Source organism: Phytohabitans rumicis (assembly GCF_011764445.1).
GTDB classification, from domain to species: domain Bacteria; phylum Actinomycetota; class Actinomycetes; order Mycobacteriales; family Micromonosporaceae; genus Phytohabitans; species Phytohabitans rumicis.
Genome location: NZ_BLPG01000001.1, coordinates 6,103,205 through 6,117,680, shown reverse-complemented (window position 1 = coordinate 6,117,680; position 14,476 = coordinate 6,103,205). Strand labels below are relative to the sequence as shown.

The window sequence follows — 14,476 nt, the reverse complement described above, 5'->3', positions numbered from 1 at the left end:
ATGGACGCGCTGACTCGCCGCCGTTTCCTCATCGCATCCGGCGTCACCGGTGCCGGCGCGCTGGTGGTCGGTTCGGGCGCGCTGGGCATCGCCGAGCTGCTGGCGAAGGGGGCCAAGGGTGCCGCCGCCGAGCCGGAGCACCGGCTCGTCCTGGTCACGCTGTACGGCGGCAACGACGGCCTCAACACCGTCATCCCGTACGCCGACCCGGCGTACCACTCGGCGCGGCCCGAGCTGGCGTACCCGCAGGACCGCGTGCTGCACCTGGACGACGCGCTGGGCCTCAACCCGAAGCTGCCCGGCATCAAGCGGCTGTGGGACGAGAAGCACGTCGCCATCGTGCTCGGCGTCGGCTACCCCAAGCCCGACCGCAGCCACTTCCGGTCCATGGACATCTGGCAGACCGCGTCTCCGGTGACCCCCATCCACACCGGCTGGGTCGGGCGCTGGCTGGACGGCACGAAGGCACCGGCGGAGGCGGCGGTCAGCTTCGAGCCCGTCCTGCCGGTGCTGCTCGCTGGCGATACCCAGGCGGGCGCCTGCGTGAGCATCAGCGGGCTCACCCTCCCGGACGGCATCACCGCGGACATGGTGTCGGCCCTCGGGCAGCGGCAGGCGAACGAGCCGGCGATGTGCGCCCGCGCCGCCACGTCGTACACCGACCTGCTCCGGGTCGATCGCGTGGTACGCCAGGCCGAGCACGCGACCGAGACCGCGGGCGCCAGTGGGGGCCGAACGTACCGGCCACCGGCACCGGGGGCGCCAGCGCGCTGGCCACGCAGCTCTCGCTGGTGGCGCGCTGCGTCGAGGCCAACGTGCCCACCCGGGTCTACTCGGTGAGCCTCGGCGGCTTCGACACGCACGCCGAGGAGCTGGCCGGGCACGAGATGCTGCTGGACCAGCTCGACAAGGCGCTGACCGCGTTCCTGGACCGGCTGGCGCGTACGGAGGCGGGCAAGCGGGTCACCGTGGTGGTCTACAGCGAGTTCGGCCGGCGGGTACGGGCGAACGCCTCCGACGGCACCGACCACGGCACCGCCGGGCCGGTCCTGGTGCTCGGCCACGGCGTGGCCGGCGGCTTCTACGGCGAGCAGCCGACCCTGACCGACCTGGACGACGGCGATCTCAAGGCCACCATGGACTTCCGCCAGGTGTACGGCACGCTGCTCGGGTCGGTGTTGGGCGCCGACCCGGCCCAGTTCCTCGACGGCTACCGGGGTGAGTCTTTGCCGCTCTTCCGCTGAGTGGGATCTGGGGTTTTGGGGGCCAGGGTGCCCTGCGAAGCCCGTCAGGCTTGATGTCTTCGCAGGTCACCCTGGCCCCCCAAAACTGACCTGGTCCAGCTAGGGGCGACGGTCACGCTTTTTAAAGACTCTGGAGTTACCGCCGACGTTTGAGTCCCCGGGGACCCAACAATGGCGGGGACTCCAGAGTTGGTGCGCTTGTCGACTGGACCGCCCTGGTCAGGTTTTGGGGCCGGGGTGACTCGCGAAGACATCAAGCCTGACGGGCTTCGCGAGGCACCCCGGCCCCAAAACCGCTCTAAGCCTGACCAATCTCAGCGCCCCCCGCCCCGGAAGACCTCGGCGATCGTGCGCATCAGCACCTTGAGGTCGAGCCAGAGCGACCAGTTCTCGATGTAGTAGTTGTCGAACCGGGCCCGGTCGGAGATCGGTGTGTCGCCGCGCAGGCCGCTGACCTGCGCCAGCCCGGTCAGGCCGACGGGCACGCGGTGGCGCATCGCGTAGTCGGGGTGCTCGGCGGAGAACTTCTCCACGAAGAACGGCCGCTCCGGCCGCGGGCCGACCACGGTCATGTCGCCGCGCAGAATGTTCCACAGCTGGGGCAGCTCGTCCAGCGACGTACGCCGCATGAAGCGGCCGATGGCGCTGACCCGGCGGTCGTCCGCGATGGACCAGTTCGTCTGCGACTCGTGCTCGTTCACCGGCCGCATCGAGCGGAACTTGATGACCTGGAACGGCTTTCCGAACTGCCCGATCCGCTCCTGCCGGAAGAAGATGCCCCGGCCGCCGTCCAGGAACGTCGCGATCGCGCACAGCAGGAGGACCGGGCTCAGCGCGGCCAGCGCGATGGAGGCGAAGAGGATGTCGGACCCCCGCTTGACCCACCAGCGCGGCCCGGACAGGTTGATGTGGCGGGCCTGGACGACCGGGATCGCGCCGATGTGGTCGGGCGAACGGTTCTGCGAGTGCGAACCCCACAGGCGCGGCACGACCCAGAGGTCGCAGCTGGCGGCCACGGGCCGGCGCAGGACGTCCATCAGCGTCGACTCCGGGATGTCGGTGTCGGCGACGATGAGGACGTCACACTCGACCATCGGGATGGTCTTTTCGAGGTCGTCGAGGGAGCCGATCACCGGCGCGCCTCCTGGAACGTCGCCGACCTGGGTGTCGACCCAGCCGGCGAACCGCAGGCCGTACTGCGGGTAGCGGCGCAGCAGCCGGGCGAGCTCGATGCCCACCGGGCCCGTGCCGACCACGATCGCGTTGTGCTCGACCCAGCGCCGCTTGCGGGCGACGATGGTGAGCTTTCGCGTGATGACCCGACCCGCGATGACCAGCGCCGCGGAGAGGGCGACGCCGCGCATGAAGCCGGCGCCGTACTCGACCGAGTCGTGCCGCATCGCCGCGATGATCGCGACGATGGCCGCCGAGGCCAGCAGCCGGCCGCAGAGGCTGGGCAGCTCGTCCAGGATGCTGACATGGCGGCGGGCCCGGTACAGCCCGCCGGCCGCGAAGATGACCACGGTCAGCCCGGCCGCGACCAGCGTGCCCCGCCAGTACTGGGCGCTGAGCAGCAACGGCGTCAGCAGCGCGACCACGTCGACCGGCGCGGTGATCATCCAGGCCCGCAGCGGCCGGGTGCGCTTGGATGTGGCGGAGCTGACGTACGGCAACACCGCTGTCGCGGCCGGTCGCGGGGCGGACTCCTGCCCGTTGACCGCGCCTACCTCTGCCGTACGCGGCCGGGGAATGCCCCGGCCCTGGCTATGGTCCTCCTCGGCGGCGTCTTCGCCAGCCACCGCGGGCGCCCGGTGACGGGCGTCGATGACGGGAAGCTCCACTGTCGCTTCGTGACCAACTGTTGACAAGCCTGAAATATTCATCTTTCCCCCGTTGTCCGCAACAGGTTTAATGCCTGAGCGACCGCCAGCAGGATACGGCCGTGTCGATGGCTGCACCATGGCCCGGAGGGTGGTGCGGCATCCTACTTTGCGACATTCAATATCTCGTCGACCGCGTCGCGGCGGACCGCGTCGTACAGGGCCTTGGCCTTCACCGGGTCGTCCAGCACCACGCTCTGGGTGCCGACCCGACCGGTGCCCTTGGTGGGGTTCGTCAGGAAGGTGAGGTTTCCGCTGCGCAGGTGGCGCAGCTCGGTCGCGGTGTCGAAGATGCTGAGCGTCTCGTCCACGGAGACCGCGTCGGCGGTGGCCCGCAGGAACGAGTTCAACCGGCCCGGGTTGGTCAGCAGGCCGCCGGAGGCCGCCTTGTCCAGCACCCCCTTGATGAGTTGCTGCTGGTGGCGGATGCGGGCGAAGTCGCCGTCCTTGAACGCGAACCGCTCCCGTGCGTAGTCGAGCGCGGCCGCACCGTCGAGAGTCTGCTTACCCTTGGTGAACTTGCGGTGCGGCTTGTGGATCGAGGTAAAGCTCTCTTCGACGTCGATCTCTACCCCGTCGAGTGCGTCGATGATCTCCTGGAAGCCGGCGAAGTCGACGATGACCACGTGGTCGATGCGGACTCCCGTGTATTTCTCCACGGTCTGCACCATCAGCGGGATGCCACCCCAGGCGAAGGCCGCATTGATCTTCGCGTCCACGCCGCCGTGCTTGCCGTCCTTGCTCTTCGGCACGCTCACCCAGGTGTCCCGCGGGATGGAGATCATCTGCGCGCTGCCCCGGCCCTTGGGCAGATGCGCCACGATGATGGTGTCGCTTCGGGAGCCGGACGTGTTTTCCGGGTCACGGGAGTCGCTGCCCAGAATGAGCAGGTTCTTGGCGTCCTTCACCACCTTGTCGGGGCGCGCCTCCTCGGGCACGTCGTTGAACGCGTCGACCCGATCGATGCTCCCCTCCACCGACCGCAGATACAGCCCACCGGCCAGCAAACCACCACCCGCGAGCAGGGCCACCACCAGCAGGCTGATCAGCACGATCGTCCGGGCGCGGCGGCCCTTGCGAGGCTTTTGCTTGGTGGGTGCACCATCCGGCGGAAGCACGAAGGCTTGCGTGGAGTCGGGTTCCGCGATCTGTGGGTGGCGTGGCATGTGCCCGATGGTACTGATTCACACAATCACATGGCTGCCGCGGCCAGAGAGTTTACATTCACGTACCACGCTGCGCGACCGAGTGATGACTCAGTCAAGCGCACGGGCGCGATTGAGCAGCAGTTCTCGTTCCCGCGCGTTGCGGGTCAACTCCGCGGCCCGCACGAACTCGGCCCGCGCCTCGTCCACCCGGCCCACCTTGGCGAGCAGGTCACCGCGGACGCTCGGCAGCAGGTGGTAGTCCTTCAGCACGGACATGGCGGTCAGCTCGTCGACGAGCTTCAGGCCCTCCTCCGGTCCGAACGCCATCGAAACCGCCACCGCGCGGTTCAGCTCCACGACCGGGGACGGCGTGGTGACCGCGAGCGCCTCGTAGAGCGCGGCCATCCGTACCCAATCGGTCTCGTCAGCGGTCCGGGCCCGCGCGTGGCAGGCCGCGATCGCGGCCTGGAGCGCGTACGGACCGCGCGCGCCGCCCAGCTTCTCCGCGCGGTCGAGGGCCGCGAGGCCGCGGTGGATGAGCAGCCTGTTCCAGCGGGCCCTGTTCTGGTCGAGCAGCAGCACCGGCTCGCCGGACGGACCGGTGCGGGCGGCAGAGCGGGACGCCTGGATCTCCAGCAGCGCGACGAGCCCGTGCGCTTCCGGCTCCCGCGGGACCAGCTCCGCGACGATCCGCCCGAGGCGCAGCGCGTCCTCACAGAGCTCGGGCCGCATCCAGTCGTCGCCCGCGGTGGCCGTGTATCCCTCGTTGAAGATCAGGTAGATGACCTCCAGCACCGACGCGAGGCGCTCGGGCAGCTCGGCCGCCGACGGCACCTCGAACGGCACGCGCTTGTCGGCGAGGGTGCGTTTGGCGCGCACGATGCGCTGCGCGACGGTCGACTCCGGCACCAGGTACGCCCGCGCGATCTCCTCCGTGGTCAGGCCGCCGAGCACACGCAGCGTGAGTGCGACCCGCGCCTCGGTGGAGAGCACCGGATGGCAGGCCGTGAAGACCAGGCGCAGCAGGTCGTCGCCGATGTCCTCGATGGCCGCGTCGAGGTCGGGCGTCTGCTCCGTCTCCAGGTCGCGCCCCATCTCGTCGACCTTGCGGTCGAGGCGCTCACGGCGCCGGAAGTGGTCGATCGCGCGGCGCTTGCCGATCGCCATCAGCCAGGCGCCCGGGTTATCGGGTACGCCCGACGCGGGCCACTGCTCCAGCGCGGCGACGAGGGCGTCCTGGGCCAGTTCCTCGGCGAGCCCGAAGTCCCGGGTCATCCGCGCGAGGCCGGCGATGAGTCGCGCCGCCTCGATCCGCCAGACCGCCTCGATCGTCCGGTGAGCGTCGCTAGCCGTCACGCCTACAGAGGTTACCCACGGTCATCGGACGGGCGACATCTGGTCGCGCCCGGATTGACACCGGTCGAGGCGTCCCGCATCGTCGGGGCACAGTGGACGAGTCAGGGAGGGCGGCCGTGGCCGAACACAGGCACCAGTACGTCATTGTCGGCGGGGCCCCGCCGGGCTCCAACTGAGCTACTACCTGCAGCGGGCCGGCGCCGACTACGTGACGCTCGAACGCGAAAGCGAGCCGGGCGGTTTCTTCGCCCAGTACCCGCGGCACCGCCGGTTGATCTCGTTGAACAAGGTGCACACCACCAGCACCGACCCGGAGATCAAGCTGCGCTGGGACTGGAACTCGCTGCTCAACGACGCACCGGAGCTGTCGTTTCCGAAATACAGCACCGAATACTTCCCGCACGCCGACGACCTGGTCCGCTACCTGGCCGACTTCCAGCGGATCCACGCGCTGAACGTGCGCTACCGGACGGCGGTCGAACGGATCGGCCGCGACGAGGACGGCTTCGCGGTGCACACCGCCGACGGCGTGTGGCGCGCCCGCTGCCTGGTCGTCGCGACCGGCTGGGGCCGGCCGTACGTGCCACCGATCCGCGGGATCGAGCACGCCATCGGGTACGAGGACATGGAGGTCGAGCCGAAGGCGTACGCGGGCCAGCGGGTGCTGATCATCGGCAAGGGAAACTCGGCGTTCGAGACCGCGGCGGCGATCTTCGGCCACGCGGCGATGGTGCATCTGGCCAGCCGCCAACCGTTGCGCCTGGCCTGGAACACGAAGCATCCCGGCGACGTACGCGGCCAGTACGGCGCGATCCTGGACAGCTACCAGTTCAAGACCCTGCACTCCGTACTCGACTGCACGATCGACGAGATCCGCCCGGTGAACGACCATTTCGAGGTCGACATCACCTACACGCACGCCGACGGCGAGCGGGCGCTCCTGGAATACGAATCGGTGCTGCGGTGCACCGGCTTCCGGATGGACACCTCGCTCTTCGAGCCGCACTGCCAACCGGAGATGATCCGCGACGACCGGATGCCCGGGCTCCGGCCGGACTGGCAATCGTCCAATGTGGACGACCTCTACTTCGCCGGCACCATCGCGCAGGCCCGCGACGTCAAGCACGCCTCGTCGCCTTTCATCGACGGTTTCCGGTACAACCTGCGGACGTTCACGCAGCTGTTGCGCGAGCGCTACGACGGCGTGCCGCTGGCGTACGACGAGGTGCCGGCCGAGCCGGACGCGCTCACCACCGTGACGCTCGACCGGCTGAACTGGAGCTCGGCGCTGTGGACCCAGTTCGAGTACCTGTGCGACGCCTTCGTCTTCGACCCGGTGACCGGCCGCTTCCGGCACTACCGCGACCTGCCCGAGGACTACGCCGTATCGCGCTTCGCGGGCTCGTCGCACTACTACACGGCGGCGCTGCGCTGGGGCCGCGACGACTACGCCGACGTCTTCGCGATCGAGCGGCACCCGCAGCCGGGGCGGGCCAGGGAGAGCGCGTTCATCCATCCGGTGATCCGCCGCTACCGGGGTGCCGACCTGGTCGCGGAGCAGCACCTGCTGGAAGACCTGCTGGCCGAGTGGCGCCGGCCGGACCGGCACGTCGAGCCGCTGCGGGAGTTCTTCCTCAAGGACCTCAGCACCGGACCATGACCTCGTCGAGCGGCTTGCGCGACACCATCGGCACCCGCGCGTCCGGCGCCGGATAGCCCGCCGGCATCACCAGGTACGGCCGCTCCTCCGGCGGGCGGTCGCAGACCTCGTTGAGAAAGCGCATCGGGCTCGGCGTGTGGGTCAGCGTGGCCAGGCCGGCGTGGTGCAATGCCGCGATCAGCAGCCCCACCGCGATGCCCACGGACTCCTTCACGTAGTACGGCTTGGGGCTGTGCGGCCCCTGATGCACCTCGAATACGACGATGACGACGGGCGCGACCTCCAGAAAGGGCTTGCGCCAATCGGTGCCGAGCGGAGCGAGCGCGTCGAGCCACTCGGCCGGTGCCCGGCGCGAGTAGAACTCCCGCTCCTCCGCCTCGGCGGCCTCGCGCAGCCGGCGCTTGCGGGCCGGGCTGGTCACCACCACGAACCGCCACGGCTGCACGTTGGCGCCGCTCGGGGCGCTCGCCGCGGCCCGGATGGCCGCCTCGACCACGCCCTCGGGCACCGGGTCGGGCGAGAAGTCACGCACCGACCGGCGCAGCGCCATGCGGGCGGCGAAGCCCTCCGCGGCGTGCACCGACGCCAGCGGGGACGGCCGAACGGACCGGACAGGAATCATCAGCGGAGCTGCGGCCTTCTGCACGGGTAGCCTCCTGCGGGTAACGCCTGCCCCACAAGGATCGCGCGCCGTCCGCCGAACCTCGTTACGGTTTCGTGCTCTCCTCCCGCGCCGCGGTCCGCGCCACCAAATGATCGACCACATCGGTCAGCCCACCGGCCCGCGCCGCGACTCGGCGCTGCCGCGTCGCGCCATCGCCCTCACTGCCCAACTGCCGCAGCCACTCGCTGACGCGGTCGAGATCGCCCATATCGGCCAGCGCGGGACGGGCCACGTCGAGGAGCCGGTGGGCCAGCTCCGCCGCCGGCTTCAACTGTCCACTGTGTACGTCGACGCCACAGCCGCCGAAGCCGTCGCGCGCGGCCCGCCAGTACGCGAGCCGCATCAGCTCGGGCTGCACCTGCGGTCCCGGGTCGCCCGCGTCGACCGCCCGGCCGGCCGCCACGACCAGCCCGCGGACCAGCGCGGCCAGCGCCGCCGATTCCGCCGCCGACACGGGTACGTCGGACGCCCGCACCTCCAGCGTGGGCTGGTGCGCGGACAGCCGTACGTCCCAGAAGATGGTGCCCTTGTCCACCAGCGCGCCCGCGTCGAGCAGCGTGTCGACGAGCCCGTCGTAGTGGTCGGCGGAGGTGAAGTACGGCGGCGGTCCGGCGACCGGCCAGCGGTGCCAGGTCATGGTGCGCCAACTCGCGTAGCCGGTGTCGCGCTCCGCCCAGTACGGCGAGTTGGCCGTGAGCGCGATCAGCGTCGGCAGGTACGGCCGCAGGTGGTTGCTGATCCGCACCGCGCGCTCGCGATCGGGCGACTCCACGTGCACGTGTACGGCGCAGATGCTCAACTCGTCGTGGAGGCCCCGAAACATCGCGTTGCCCCGGTCCTGCCGCGGCCCCTCGGTCATCGGCGGCGGGATCGCCCGGCCCAGCACCGGCGAGCCGCTGGCCATCACCCGCAGCTGCTCGGCCGCGGCGGCCGACGCGAGTGCCGAGCGGGCCTCGACCAGCTGGGCGTGCAGGTCCACAGTGGTGTGACAGGCCGCGGTCCGGGTCTCCACCTGGAGCTTGGTGATTTCCCCGCACACCCGGGTGCCGAGGTGCCGCTCGGCCTCGCTCACGACCGCCGCCGCGCCCGGTGTCACCTCTCGCGTCACCGGGTCGACGACGAGAAACTCTTCTTCCACACCCAGTCGCGGCCAGTGAATGGTCATGCCCCGTAGGGTATGCGCTCCGGCGTCAGGGCGGGGACACCGCGGGCCAGCGTGGCTCCGCCAGCAGCCGTTCGATCAGCCCGGCGAGCAGGGCGGCCCGCTCGGGCAGCCGGCTCAGATCGACGTATTCGTCGCGGGCGTGCGCCCCGCCGCCCACCGCGCCCAGACCGTCCAGTGTGGGTACGCCGAGCGCGGCGGTGAAGTTGCCGTCCGAGGCGCCGGGCGCGTGCGCGCCCTCCGGCGGCGGCAGACCGATGTCCTTCGCGGCCGCCCGTGCCAAATCGAGCAGCGGCAGCGCGAGGTCGGGCGTCATCGGGTACCGGTTGACGGTGCCGTCGACGGTCAGCCCGGCCTCCGGCAGCAGCGGCGTCAGGCAGTGGATCTCCCGATCCACCCGGTCCAGCTCGGCCCGCGTCCAGCCCCGTACGTCGACGGTCAGGGTGGCCCGCTCCGGCACCGTGTTCGTCGTCGTACCGGCGGCGATCATGGTGGGTGTCACGCTCGTGCCCTCGCTCGGGGCGGCCAGCGCGCGTACGGCCAGCACCTGGTGGGCGGCCTCGACCGTGGCGTTGACGCCGCGATGCGGCTCCACCCCGGCGTGCGCCGCTCTACCGTGGACGGTGAGGCGGTAGACCGAGCCGCCCTTGCGCGCCACCTTCAAATGCCCCTCCGGCGTGCTCGGCTCGCACACCAGGACCGCGCCGGAGCGCCGCGCCTGACGTTCGATCAACGCCCGCGAGGTGCCCGAGCCCACCTCCTCGTCGCAGGTGAGCAGCACGCCCACCCGGGAGGTGCTGGCCAGCAGGCCCAGGGCGGTGAACATCTGCACGATGCCCGCCTTCATGTCGCACACCCCCGGGCCGGTCGCCACCGTGCCGTTCACCGCGAAGGGCCACGACCGGATCGTGCCGGCCGGCCACACCGTGTCGAAGTGTCCGAGCAGCAGCACCCGCTGGTCGGGCACGGACCAGAGCAGATGGGGCAGCCCGTCGCGGACCACCCGTTGCGGTGGCGCGCCGAGCACGGCCGCGCCCCATCCGGCCAGGAGGTCGGCGCAGGCGGCGAGGTGCGACATTGAACCCGCCGGCGACTCGCACCCCACAAGCTCGCCAAGTCGGTCGATCATCTGATCCACTCCTAAACGATCTCACCGGGGCAGTCCGAAATCTTCCTTTAACGTGCTGTTCCACTGTGTACACCTTGGGGCGATACGTATTGATGGGCGCCGCTGACGCCGCTAGATTGAGCGCATATGAGCCTCCAAACGGAACCGATTGGAAGCATTCCCCGACCCCCCGCTCTGCTCGCCGGCATCGCCGATCACGCCGCTGGCCGGATCGGGCACGACACCCTCGACGCCCTGTACGACGACGCCGTCCGCGACACGATCACGACGTTCGAGGCGCTCGGTTCACCCGTCGTGACCGACGGGGAGCAACGCAAGCCCAGCTTCGCGACGTACCCGCTGGTGGGCCTCGACGGGCTGGCGCCCGACGGCGCCGTCATCCCCTTCGCGGACGGCCACACGCGGCAGTTGCCGCGCCTGACGGCCGGGCCGTTCCGCTACGCGACCCGATCCGACAGCTACCTGCGGGCCGCGCGGCGGCACGCCTCCGTGCCGGTCAAGCAGTCGGTGATCGCGCCGTCCGCGCTGAGCCTGCTCTACCCCCAAAACGGCATCCACGGGTACGACCGTGAGGCGTTCCTCGACGACCTGGTCGACGAGGCCGAAGCCGACATCCGCGGCGCGCTCGACGGCGGGGCACACACCGTCCAGGTCGACTTCACCGAGGGGCGGCTGTCCATCAAGCTGGATCCGAGCAAGGGCGTCCTGGACTCCTTCGTGGCGCTCAACAACCGGGTCCTCGACCGCTTCACACCGCAGGAGCGGGCCCGTATCGGCGTGCACACCTGCCCCGGCGGCGATCAGGACTCCACGCACAGCGCCGACGTCGACTACACCGAACTGCTGCCCAGCCTCTTCGCCCTGCGCGCGGGCGCGTTCTACGTCCAGCTCGCCAGCGAGCCCGACCCGGAGCGCGTGCTCGCGGCGATCGCCGCCCACGTACGGCCGGACCAGCGCGTATTCGTCGGCGTGACCGACCCGATCGACCCCATCGTGGAGACCCCCGAGCAGGTCCGCGACCGGGTGTTGCGGGCCGCCGAGCACATCCCGCCGGACCGGCTGGGCACCTGCGACGACTGCGGCTTCGCGCCGTTCGGCGACGACGTGTCCACCTCACGAGACATCGCCTGGGCCAAGATACGGGCCCGGATCGAAGGCACCGCCTTGGCGGCCGAACAGTTGGGAGCGTGACCTCATGGCACACATCGATCTGGGCGTGGACGAGAAGGAGTTTCCCGGGATCACCGGGCCGATGCGGTTCCGGCCGGAGACCGCCAAGCCGCTCAACGAGCTGGCCGAGGTGCTGCTGCGCGGGCCGCATTCGCTGACCCCCGGCGAACGCGAACTGATCGCGGCGTACGTGTCCGGCGGGAACGAGTGTGGCTTCTGCTGCGCCTCACACTCCGCCTTCGCCGCCGCCCAACTCGACGGCGGCATGCCCCTGGTGGACCAGGTACGCGCAGACGCCGACGCCGCACCGATCTCGGCCAAGCTCCGGGCCCTGCTCCGGATCGCCGGCGTGGTCCGCGTGGACGGCCGCTCGGTCACCCCGGAGCTCATCGCCGCCGCCCGGGCCGAGGGCGCCACCGACCTGGAGATCCACGACACCGTCCTGATCGCCGCGGCGTTCTGCATGTACAACCGGTACGTCGACGGGCTCGGCACGCTCCAGCCCGAAGACCCGCAACGGTACGTGGAAAGCGCCCACCGAATCGTAGAATACGGATATACCGCCTCGATCGGCTGAGCCTTCTCTAGCGGGCCGGGCCTTCTGCGGGTAATCCCACCTCGTCCCGGCTCGGGGCGCGGAGTGCCATGGCAGTCGATTCCAGAAGCTCGATCAGCGCGGTCGTGGCGGGTGGGTCTGGCGGGTCGCCGTATGTGGCGGCATAGATCTGGCGAGGGCTCTCGGTGAGTTGGGTGGCATGGACGCCCGGCGCCCGGTGCGCACGCAGCGCGAGTCCGTTGACTATCGCGACGCCCATTCCGGCGGCCACCACTGCCTGGGCGATGACCGTGTCGTCGCAGGTGAAGGCGATGCGTGGCGAGAAGCCGGCGCGCTCGCACGCCGTGATCGTGGCGGCTCGACAGCGTTCGCAGCCGCCAACCCAGGCGGAGTCACGGTGGTCCCCGAGACGCTCATCGGGTTGGTCACTGATGAGGTAGAGAGGGTCGTCCAGGAGGTGGGTGAGCCGGAATCCCTGGTGCTCGTCGGGAGGAGTGTCGGCGTTCCGGAAGATCAGGGCGATATCGACGTGCCCGGAACGCAGCATGTTCAGACCCACGGCCGGGTGGGCATCGACGAGGTGCAACTCGATGCCCGGGTACGACCGGGACAGCTCGGCGGCCGCCTTCGGTACGAGGGTGCTGAGGACGGTTTGGAAGCCGGCGAGTCGTACCCGTCCGGCACGAAGTCCCACCCGAGCGGCCAGCTCGACAGATGCGGCGTTCACCCGCCCCAGGATCTCGGCCGCACGCCCCGCCAACAGCTCCCCTTCGGGGTGAGCCGGATCCCGCGGCCCACTCGCTGGATGAGCTTGGCTCCGGTGTCGGCCTCCAGTCGCCCCAAATGGTGACTGACCGATGGCTGAGAGTAATGTAGCTCCTTCGCGGCTTCGGTCACCGATCCATGACGGGCGACCGCTTCCAGCACCTTGAGGTGGGTCAGGCTCAGCATGCATCAAGTTTATCTATGAGATCTGGGCAGACTTGGCATTAGACGTCATGACATTGGGGCAACCATCATCGTCTTATGACCGAGCCGCGCCTCCTCGGCGACGGCACCCGCATCGAAGGAGCACCAGCCATGTCACTCGCCCGCGTCCAAAACTTCTCCATCTCACTCGACGGCTTCGGCACCGGCGAAGGTCAGAGCCACGACGCACACTTCGGGCACGCCGGGGACAGGCTGCACCAATGGATGTTCGCCACCAGGTGGTGGCGCGGGCACGACGATCCTGGTGGTAGCGGCGGCATCGACAACGCCTTCGCGCAGCTGTTCGATCCTGGCATCGGCGCGGAGATCATGGGGGCCGGGAAGTTCGGCCACCCCGGATGGCACGAAGACCCGCAGTGGCAGGGCGCGTGGGGCCCCAACCCGCCGTTCCACACACCGGTCTTCGTGCTCACCCACCACACGCGCCCGCCGATCGAGATGGAGGGCGGCACGACCTTCCACTTCCTCGACGCGTCGCCCGCCGAGGCGCTCGAGACAGCCCGTGAGGCTGCGGGCGGCAAGGACGTACGCATCGGCGGAGGTCCCACCGTGATCCGCGACTTCCTTGCCGCCCGGCTCATCGACCACGCGCACATCGTGGTGGTCCCGATCCTGCTCGGCCGAGGCGTACGCCTCTGGGACGGACTGGAGGGCCTCGAGAAGGACTACCAGGTCGAGGCCACCTCCTCGCCCAGCGGCGTCACGCATGTGACGTTCACCCGCCGGTGACCGCGATGCTGGAGTTCGATGCCGAGGCGGCCCGCCAGGTCGAGGCGGTCTACCTGACCGCCGACGTCGTCCAGCAGCGCCGGGAGGTGCTACACCTGCTCGCGTTGACCGCGGGCGAGGCGGTGCTCGACCTCGGCAGCGGCCCCGGCCTGCTGGCCACCGACATGGCCCAGGCGGTCGGCCCGACCGGGCAGGTCTGCGGGATCGACGTCAGCGACAGCATGCTCACCCTCGCCCGGGGCCGCGCGGTGCCGGCCGGCAGCGCACCGGTGGAGTACCGCCACGGTGGCGCGGACGCGGTGCCGTACCCGGACGGGTACTTCGACGCGGCGGTCACCACGCAGGTGCTGGAGTACGTCGCGGACATCCCGGCGGCGCTGGCGGAGGCGTCGCGGGTGCTCCGGCCCGGCGGGCGGCTGCTGGTCCTGGACACCGACTGGGACTCGATCGTGTGGCACAGCACCGATCCCGACCGGATGCGCCGGATCCTGCTGACGTGGGAACAGCACCTGGCGGACCCGTTCCTGCCCCGCACGCTGGGCCGGCAACTGCGCCAAGCCGGGTTCGACGTCGCGCCTCCACGGGTGTTGCCGCTGCTCAACGTCGGCTACGAGACCGCCACCTACAGCGGCCGGCTGATCCCGATCGTCGCGCGGTTCGTGGTCGGCCGTGACGGGTGGACCGCCGCGACCGTCGACAGCTGGGTCGAGGACCTCCGCACGCTCGGCCCCGACTGCTTCTTCAGCCTCAACCGCTACGTGTTCTGCGCGACCAAGCCGGAATAGCGC

Annotated in this window: 15 protein-coding genes; 7 read left to right on the top strand and 8 right to left on the bottom strand. The window is 70.2% G+C overall.

Annotated features, from left to right (window positions below; genetic code table 11):
* The gene (locus tag Prum_RS27860) at nucleotides 1-840 is read left to right on the top strand and encodes a DUF1501 domain-containing protein (protein ID WP_246278136.1); all 840 of its coding nucleotides are present in this window, start codon (nucleotides 1-3) and stop codon (nucleotides 838-840) included.
* Nucleotides 816-1,244 carry a DUF1501 domain-containing protein gene (locus Prum_RS51970; RefSeq protein ID WP_246278135.1) on the top strand — a complete coding sequence of 143 codons (429 nt, stop codon included), beginning with the start codon at nucleotides 816-818 and terminating at the stop codon, nucleotides 1,242-1,244. The genes Prum_RS27860 and Prum_RS51970 overlap by 25 nt, the downstream gene beginning before the upstream one ends.
* A gap of 314 nt (nucleotides 1,245-1,558) precedes the next feature.
* Here the strand turns inward: Prum_RS51970 and Prum_RS27855 are convergent, their stop codons facing one another.
* The 3 genes from Prum_RS27855 to Prum_RS27845 all read right to left on the bottom strand — a co-directional run bounded on the left by Prum_RS27855 (nucleotide 1,559) and on the right by Prum_RS27845 (nucleotide 5,628).
* Nucleotides 1,559-3,085, bottom strand: a complete 1,527-nt coding sequence (locus Prum_RS27855; RefSeq protein ID WP_246278134.1) for a sugar transferase — start codon at nucleotides 3,083-3,085, stop codon at nucleotides 1,559-1,561.
* A gap of 143 nt (nucleotides 3,086-3,228) precedes the next feature.
* Nucleotides 3,229-4,290, bottom strand: coding sequence for an LCP family protein (locus tag Prum_RS27850; RefSeq protein WP_173079186.1), 1,062 nt, complete (start codon nucleotides 4,288-4,290; stop codon nucleotides 3,229-3,231).
* A gap of 90 nt (nucleotides 4,291-4,380) precedes the next feature.
* Nucleotides 4,381-5,628 (bottom strand): RNA polymerase sigma factor, encoded by a 1,248-nt coding sequence (locus Prum_RS27845; protein ID WP_173079185.1) that lies wholly within the window; start codon nucleotides 5,626-5,628, stop codon nucleotides 4,381-4,383.
* Nucleotides 5,629-5,836: 208 nt separating this feature from the next.
* On the opposite strand from Prum_RS27845, the gene Prum_RS27840 reads away from it, so the two are divergent.
* Nucleotides 5,837-7,288 carry an NAD(P)-binding domain-containing protein gene (locus Prum_RS27840; protein ID WP_246278133.1) on the top strand — a complete coding sequence of 484 codons (1,452 nt, stop codon included), beginning with the start codon at nucleotides 5,837-5,839 and terminating at the stop codon, nucleotides 7,286-7,288.
* On the opposite strand, the gene Prum_RS27835 is transcribed toward Prum_RS27840, so the two are convergent.
* The 3 genes from Prum_RS27835 to Prum_RS27825 all read right to left on the bottom strand — a co-directional run bounded on the left by Prum_RS27835 (nucleotide 7,272) and on the right by Prum_RS27825 (nucleotide 10,243).
* Entirely contained in the window at nucleotides 7,272-7,910 is a 639-nt protein-coding gene (locus tag Prum_RS27835; RefSeq protein WP_173084238.1) for a nitroreductase family protein, read from the bottom strand. The genes Prum_RS27840 and Prum_RS27835 overlap by 17 nt on opposite strands.
* An 85-nt stretch (nucleotides 7,911-7,995) precedes the next feature.
* A complete protein-coding gene (locus tag Prum_RS27830) occupies nucleotides 7,996-9,117 on the bottom strand; it encodes a carboxylate-amine ligase (RefSeq protein WP_173079184.1) in 1,122 nt (373 codons plus the stop codon).
* 25 nt (nucleotides 9,118-9,142) lie between these two features.
* Complete coding sequence (locus Prum_RS27825) at nucleotides 9,143-10,243, bottom strand: M20 family metallopeptidase (protein ID WP_173079183.1); 1,101 nt, start codon at nucleotides 10,241-10,243, stop codon at nucleotides 9,143-9,145.
* A gap of 126 nt (nucleotides 10,244-10,369) precedes the next feature.
* On the opposite strand from Prum_RS27825, the gene Prum_RS27820 reads away from it, so the two are divergent.
* The gene (locus Prum_RS27820) at nucleotides 10,370-11,434 is read left to right on the top strand and encodes a cobalamin-independent methionine synthase II family protein (RefSeq protein ID WP_173079182.1); all 1,065 of its coding nucleotides are present in this window, start codon (nucleotides 10,370-10,372) and stop codon (nucleotides 11,432-11,434) included.
* A gap of 4 nt (nucleotides 11,435-11,438) precedes the next feature.
* Nucleotides 11,439-11,990 carry a carboxymuconolactone decarboxylase family protein gene (locus Prum_RS27815; protein WP_173079181.1) on the top strand — a complete coding sequence of 184 codons (552 nt, stop codon included), beginning with the start codon at nucleotides 11,439-11,441 and terminating at the stop codon, nucleotides 11,988-11,990.
* 7 nt (nucleotides 11,991-11,997) lie between these two features.
* On the opposite strand, the gene Prum_RS27810 is transcribed toward Prum_RS27815, so the two are convergent.
* Together Prum_RS27810 and Prum_RS51965 are read right to left on the bottom strand one after the other, a co-directional pair.
* Complete coding sequence (locus tag Prum_RS27810; protein WP_246278132.1) at nucleotides 11,998-12,696, bottom strand: LysR substrate-binding domain-containing protein; 699 nt, start codon at nucleotides 12,694-12,696, stop codon at nucleotides 11,998-12,000.
* Nucleotides 12,693-12,920, bottom strand: a complete 228-nt coding sequence (locus Prum_RS51965) for a helix-turn-helix domain-containing protein (RefSeq protein ID WP_246278131.1) — start codon at nucleotides 12,918-12,920, stop codon at nucleotides 12,693-12,695. The genes Prum_RS27810 and Prum_RS51965 overlap by 4 nt, the downstream gene beginning before the upstream one ends.
* Before the next feature lie 75 nt (nucleotides 12,921-12,995).
* On the opposite strand from Prum_RS51965, the gene Prum_RS27805 reads away from it, so the two are divergent.
* Both Prum_RS27805 and Prum_RS27800 read left to right on the top strand, forming a co-directional pair.
* Nucleotides 12,996-13,688 carry a dihydrofolate reductase family protein gene (locus tag Prum_RS27805; RefSeq protein WP_246278130.1) on the top strand — a complete coding sequence of 231 codons (693 nt, stop codon included), beginning with the start codon at nucleotides 12,996-12,998 and terminating at the stop codon, nucleotides 13,686-13,688.
* A 5-nt stretch (nucleotides 13,689-13,693) separates the two neighbouring features.
* Nucleotides 13,694-14,473: a methyltransferase domain-containing protein gene (locus Prum_RS27800; RefSeq protein WP_173079180.1), complete on the top strand. Its 780-nt coding sequence runs from the start codon at nucleotides 13,694-13,696 to the stop codon at nucleotides 14,471-14,473.
* The last annotated feature ends 3 nt before the right edge of the window (nucleotides 14,474-14,476 follow it).

What these genes read in the sequence shown, in the direction of transcription:
- Prum_RS27860 (WP_246278136.1), top strand. Translation starts at nt 1, where the DNA reads ATGGACGCGCTGACTCGCCGCCGTTTCCTCATCGCATCCGGCGTCACC.
- Prum_RS27850 (WP_173079186.1), bottom strand. Translation starts at nt 4,290, where the DNA reads ATGCCACGCCACCCACAGATCGCGGAACCCGACTCCACGCAAGCCTTC.
- Prum_RS27835 (WP_173084238.1), bottom strand. Translation starts at nt 7,910, where the DNA reads ATGATTCCTGTCCGGTCCGTTCGGCCGTCCCCGCTGGCGTCGGTGCAC.
- Prum_RS27830 (WP_173079184.1), bottom strand. Translation starts at nt 9,117, where the DNA reads ATGACCATTCACTGGCCGCGACTGGGTGTGGAAGAAGAGTTTCTCGTC.
- Prum_RS27825 (WP_173079183.1), bottom strand. Translation starts at nt 10,243, where the DNA reads ATGATCGACCGACTTGGCGAGCTTGTGGGGTGCGAGTCGCCGGCGGGT.
- Prum_RS27820 (WP_173079182.1), top strand. Translation starts at nt 10,370, where the DNA reads ATGAGCCTCCAAACGGAACCGATTGGAAGCATTCCCCGACCCCCCGCT.
- Prum_RS27815 (WP_173079181.1), top strand. Translation starts at nt 11,439, where the DNA reads ATGGCACACATCGATCTGGGCGTGGACGAGAAGGAGTTTCCCGGGATC.
- Prum_RS51965 (WP_246278131.1), bottom strand. Translation starts at nt 12,920, where the DNA reads ATGCTGAGCCTGACCCACCTCAAGGTGCTGGAAGCGGTCGCCCGTCAT.
- Prum_RS27805 (WP_246278130.1), top strand. Translation starts at nt 12,996, where the DNA reads ATGACCGAGCCGCGCCTCCTCGGCGACGGCACCCGCATCGAAGGAGCA.
- Prum_RS27800 (WP_173079180.1), top strand. Translation starts at nt 13,694, where the DNA reads ATGCTGGAGTTCGATGCCGAGGCGGCCCGCCAGGTCGAGGCGGTCTAC.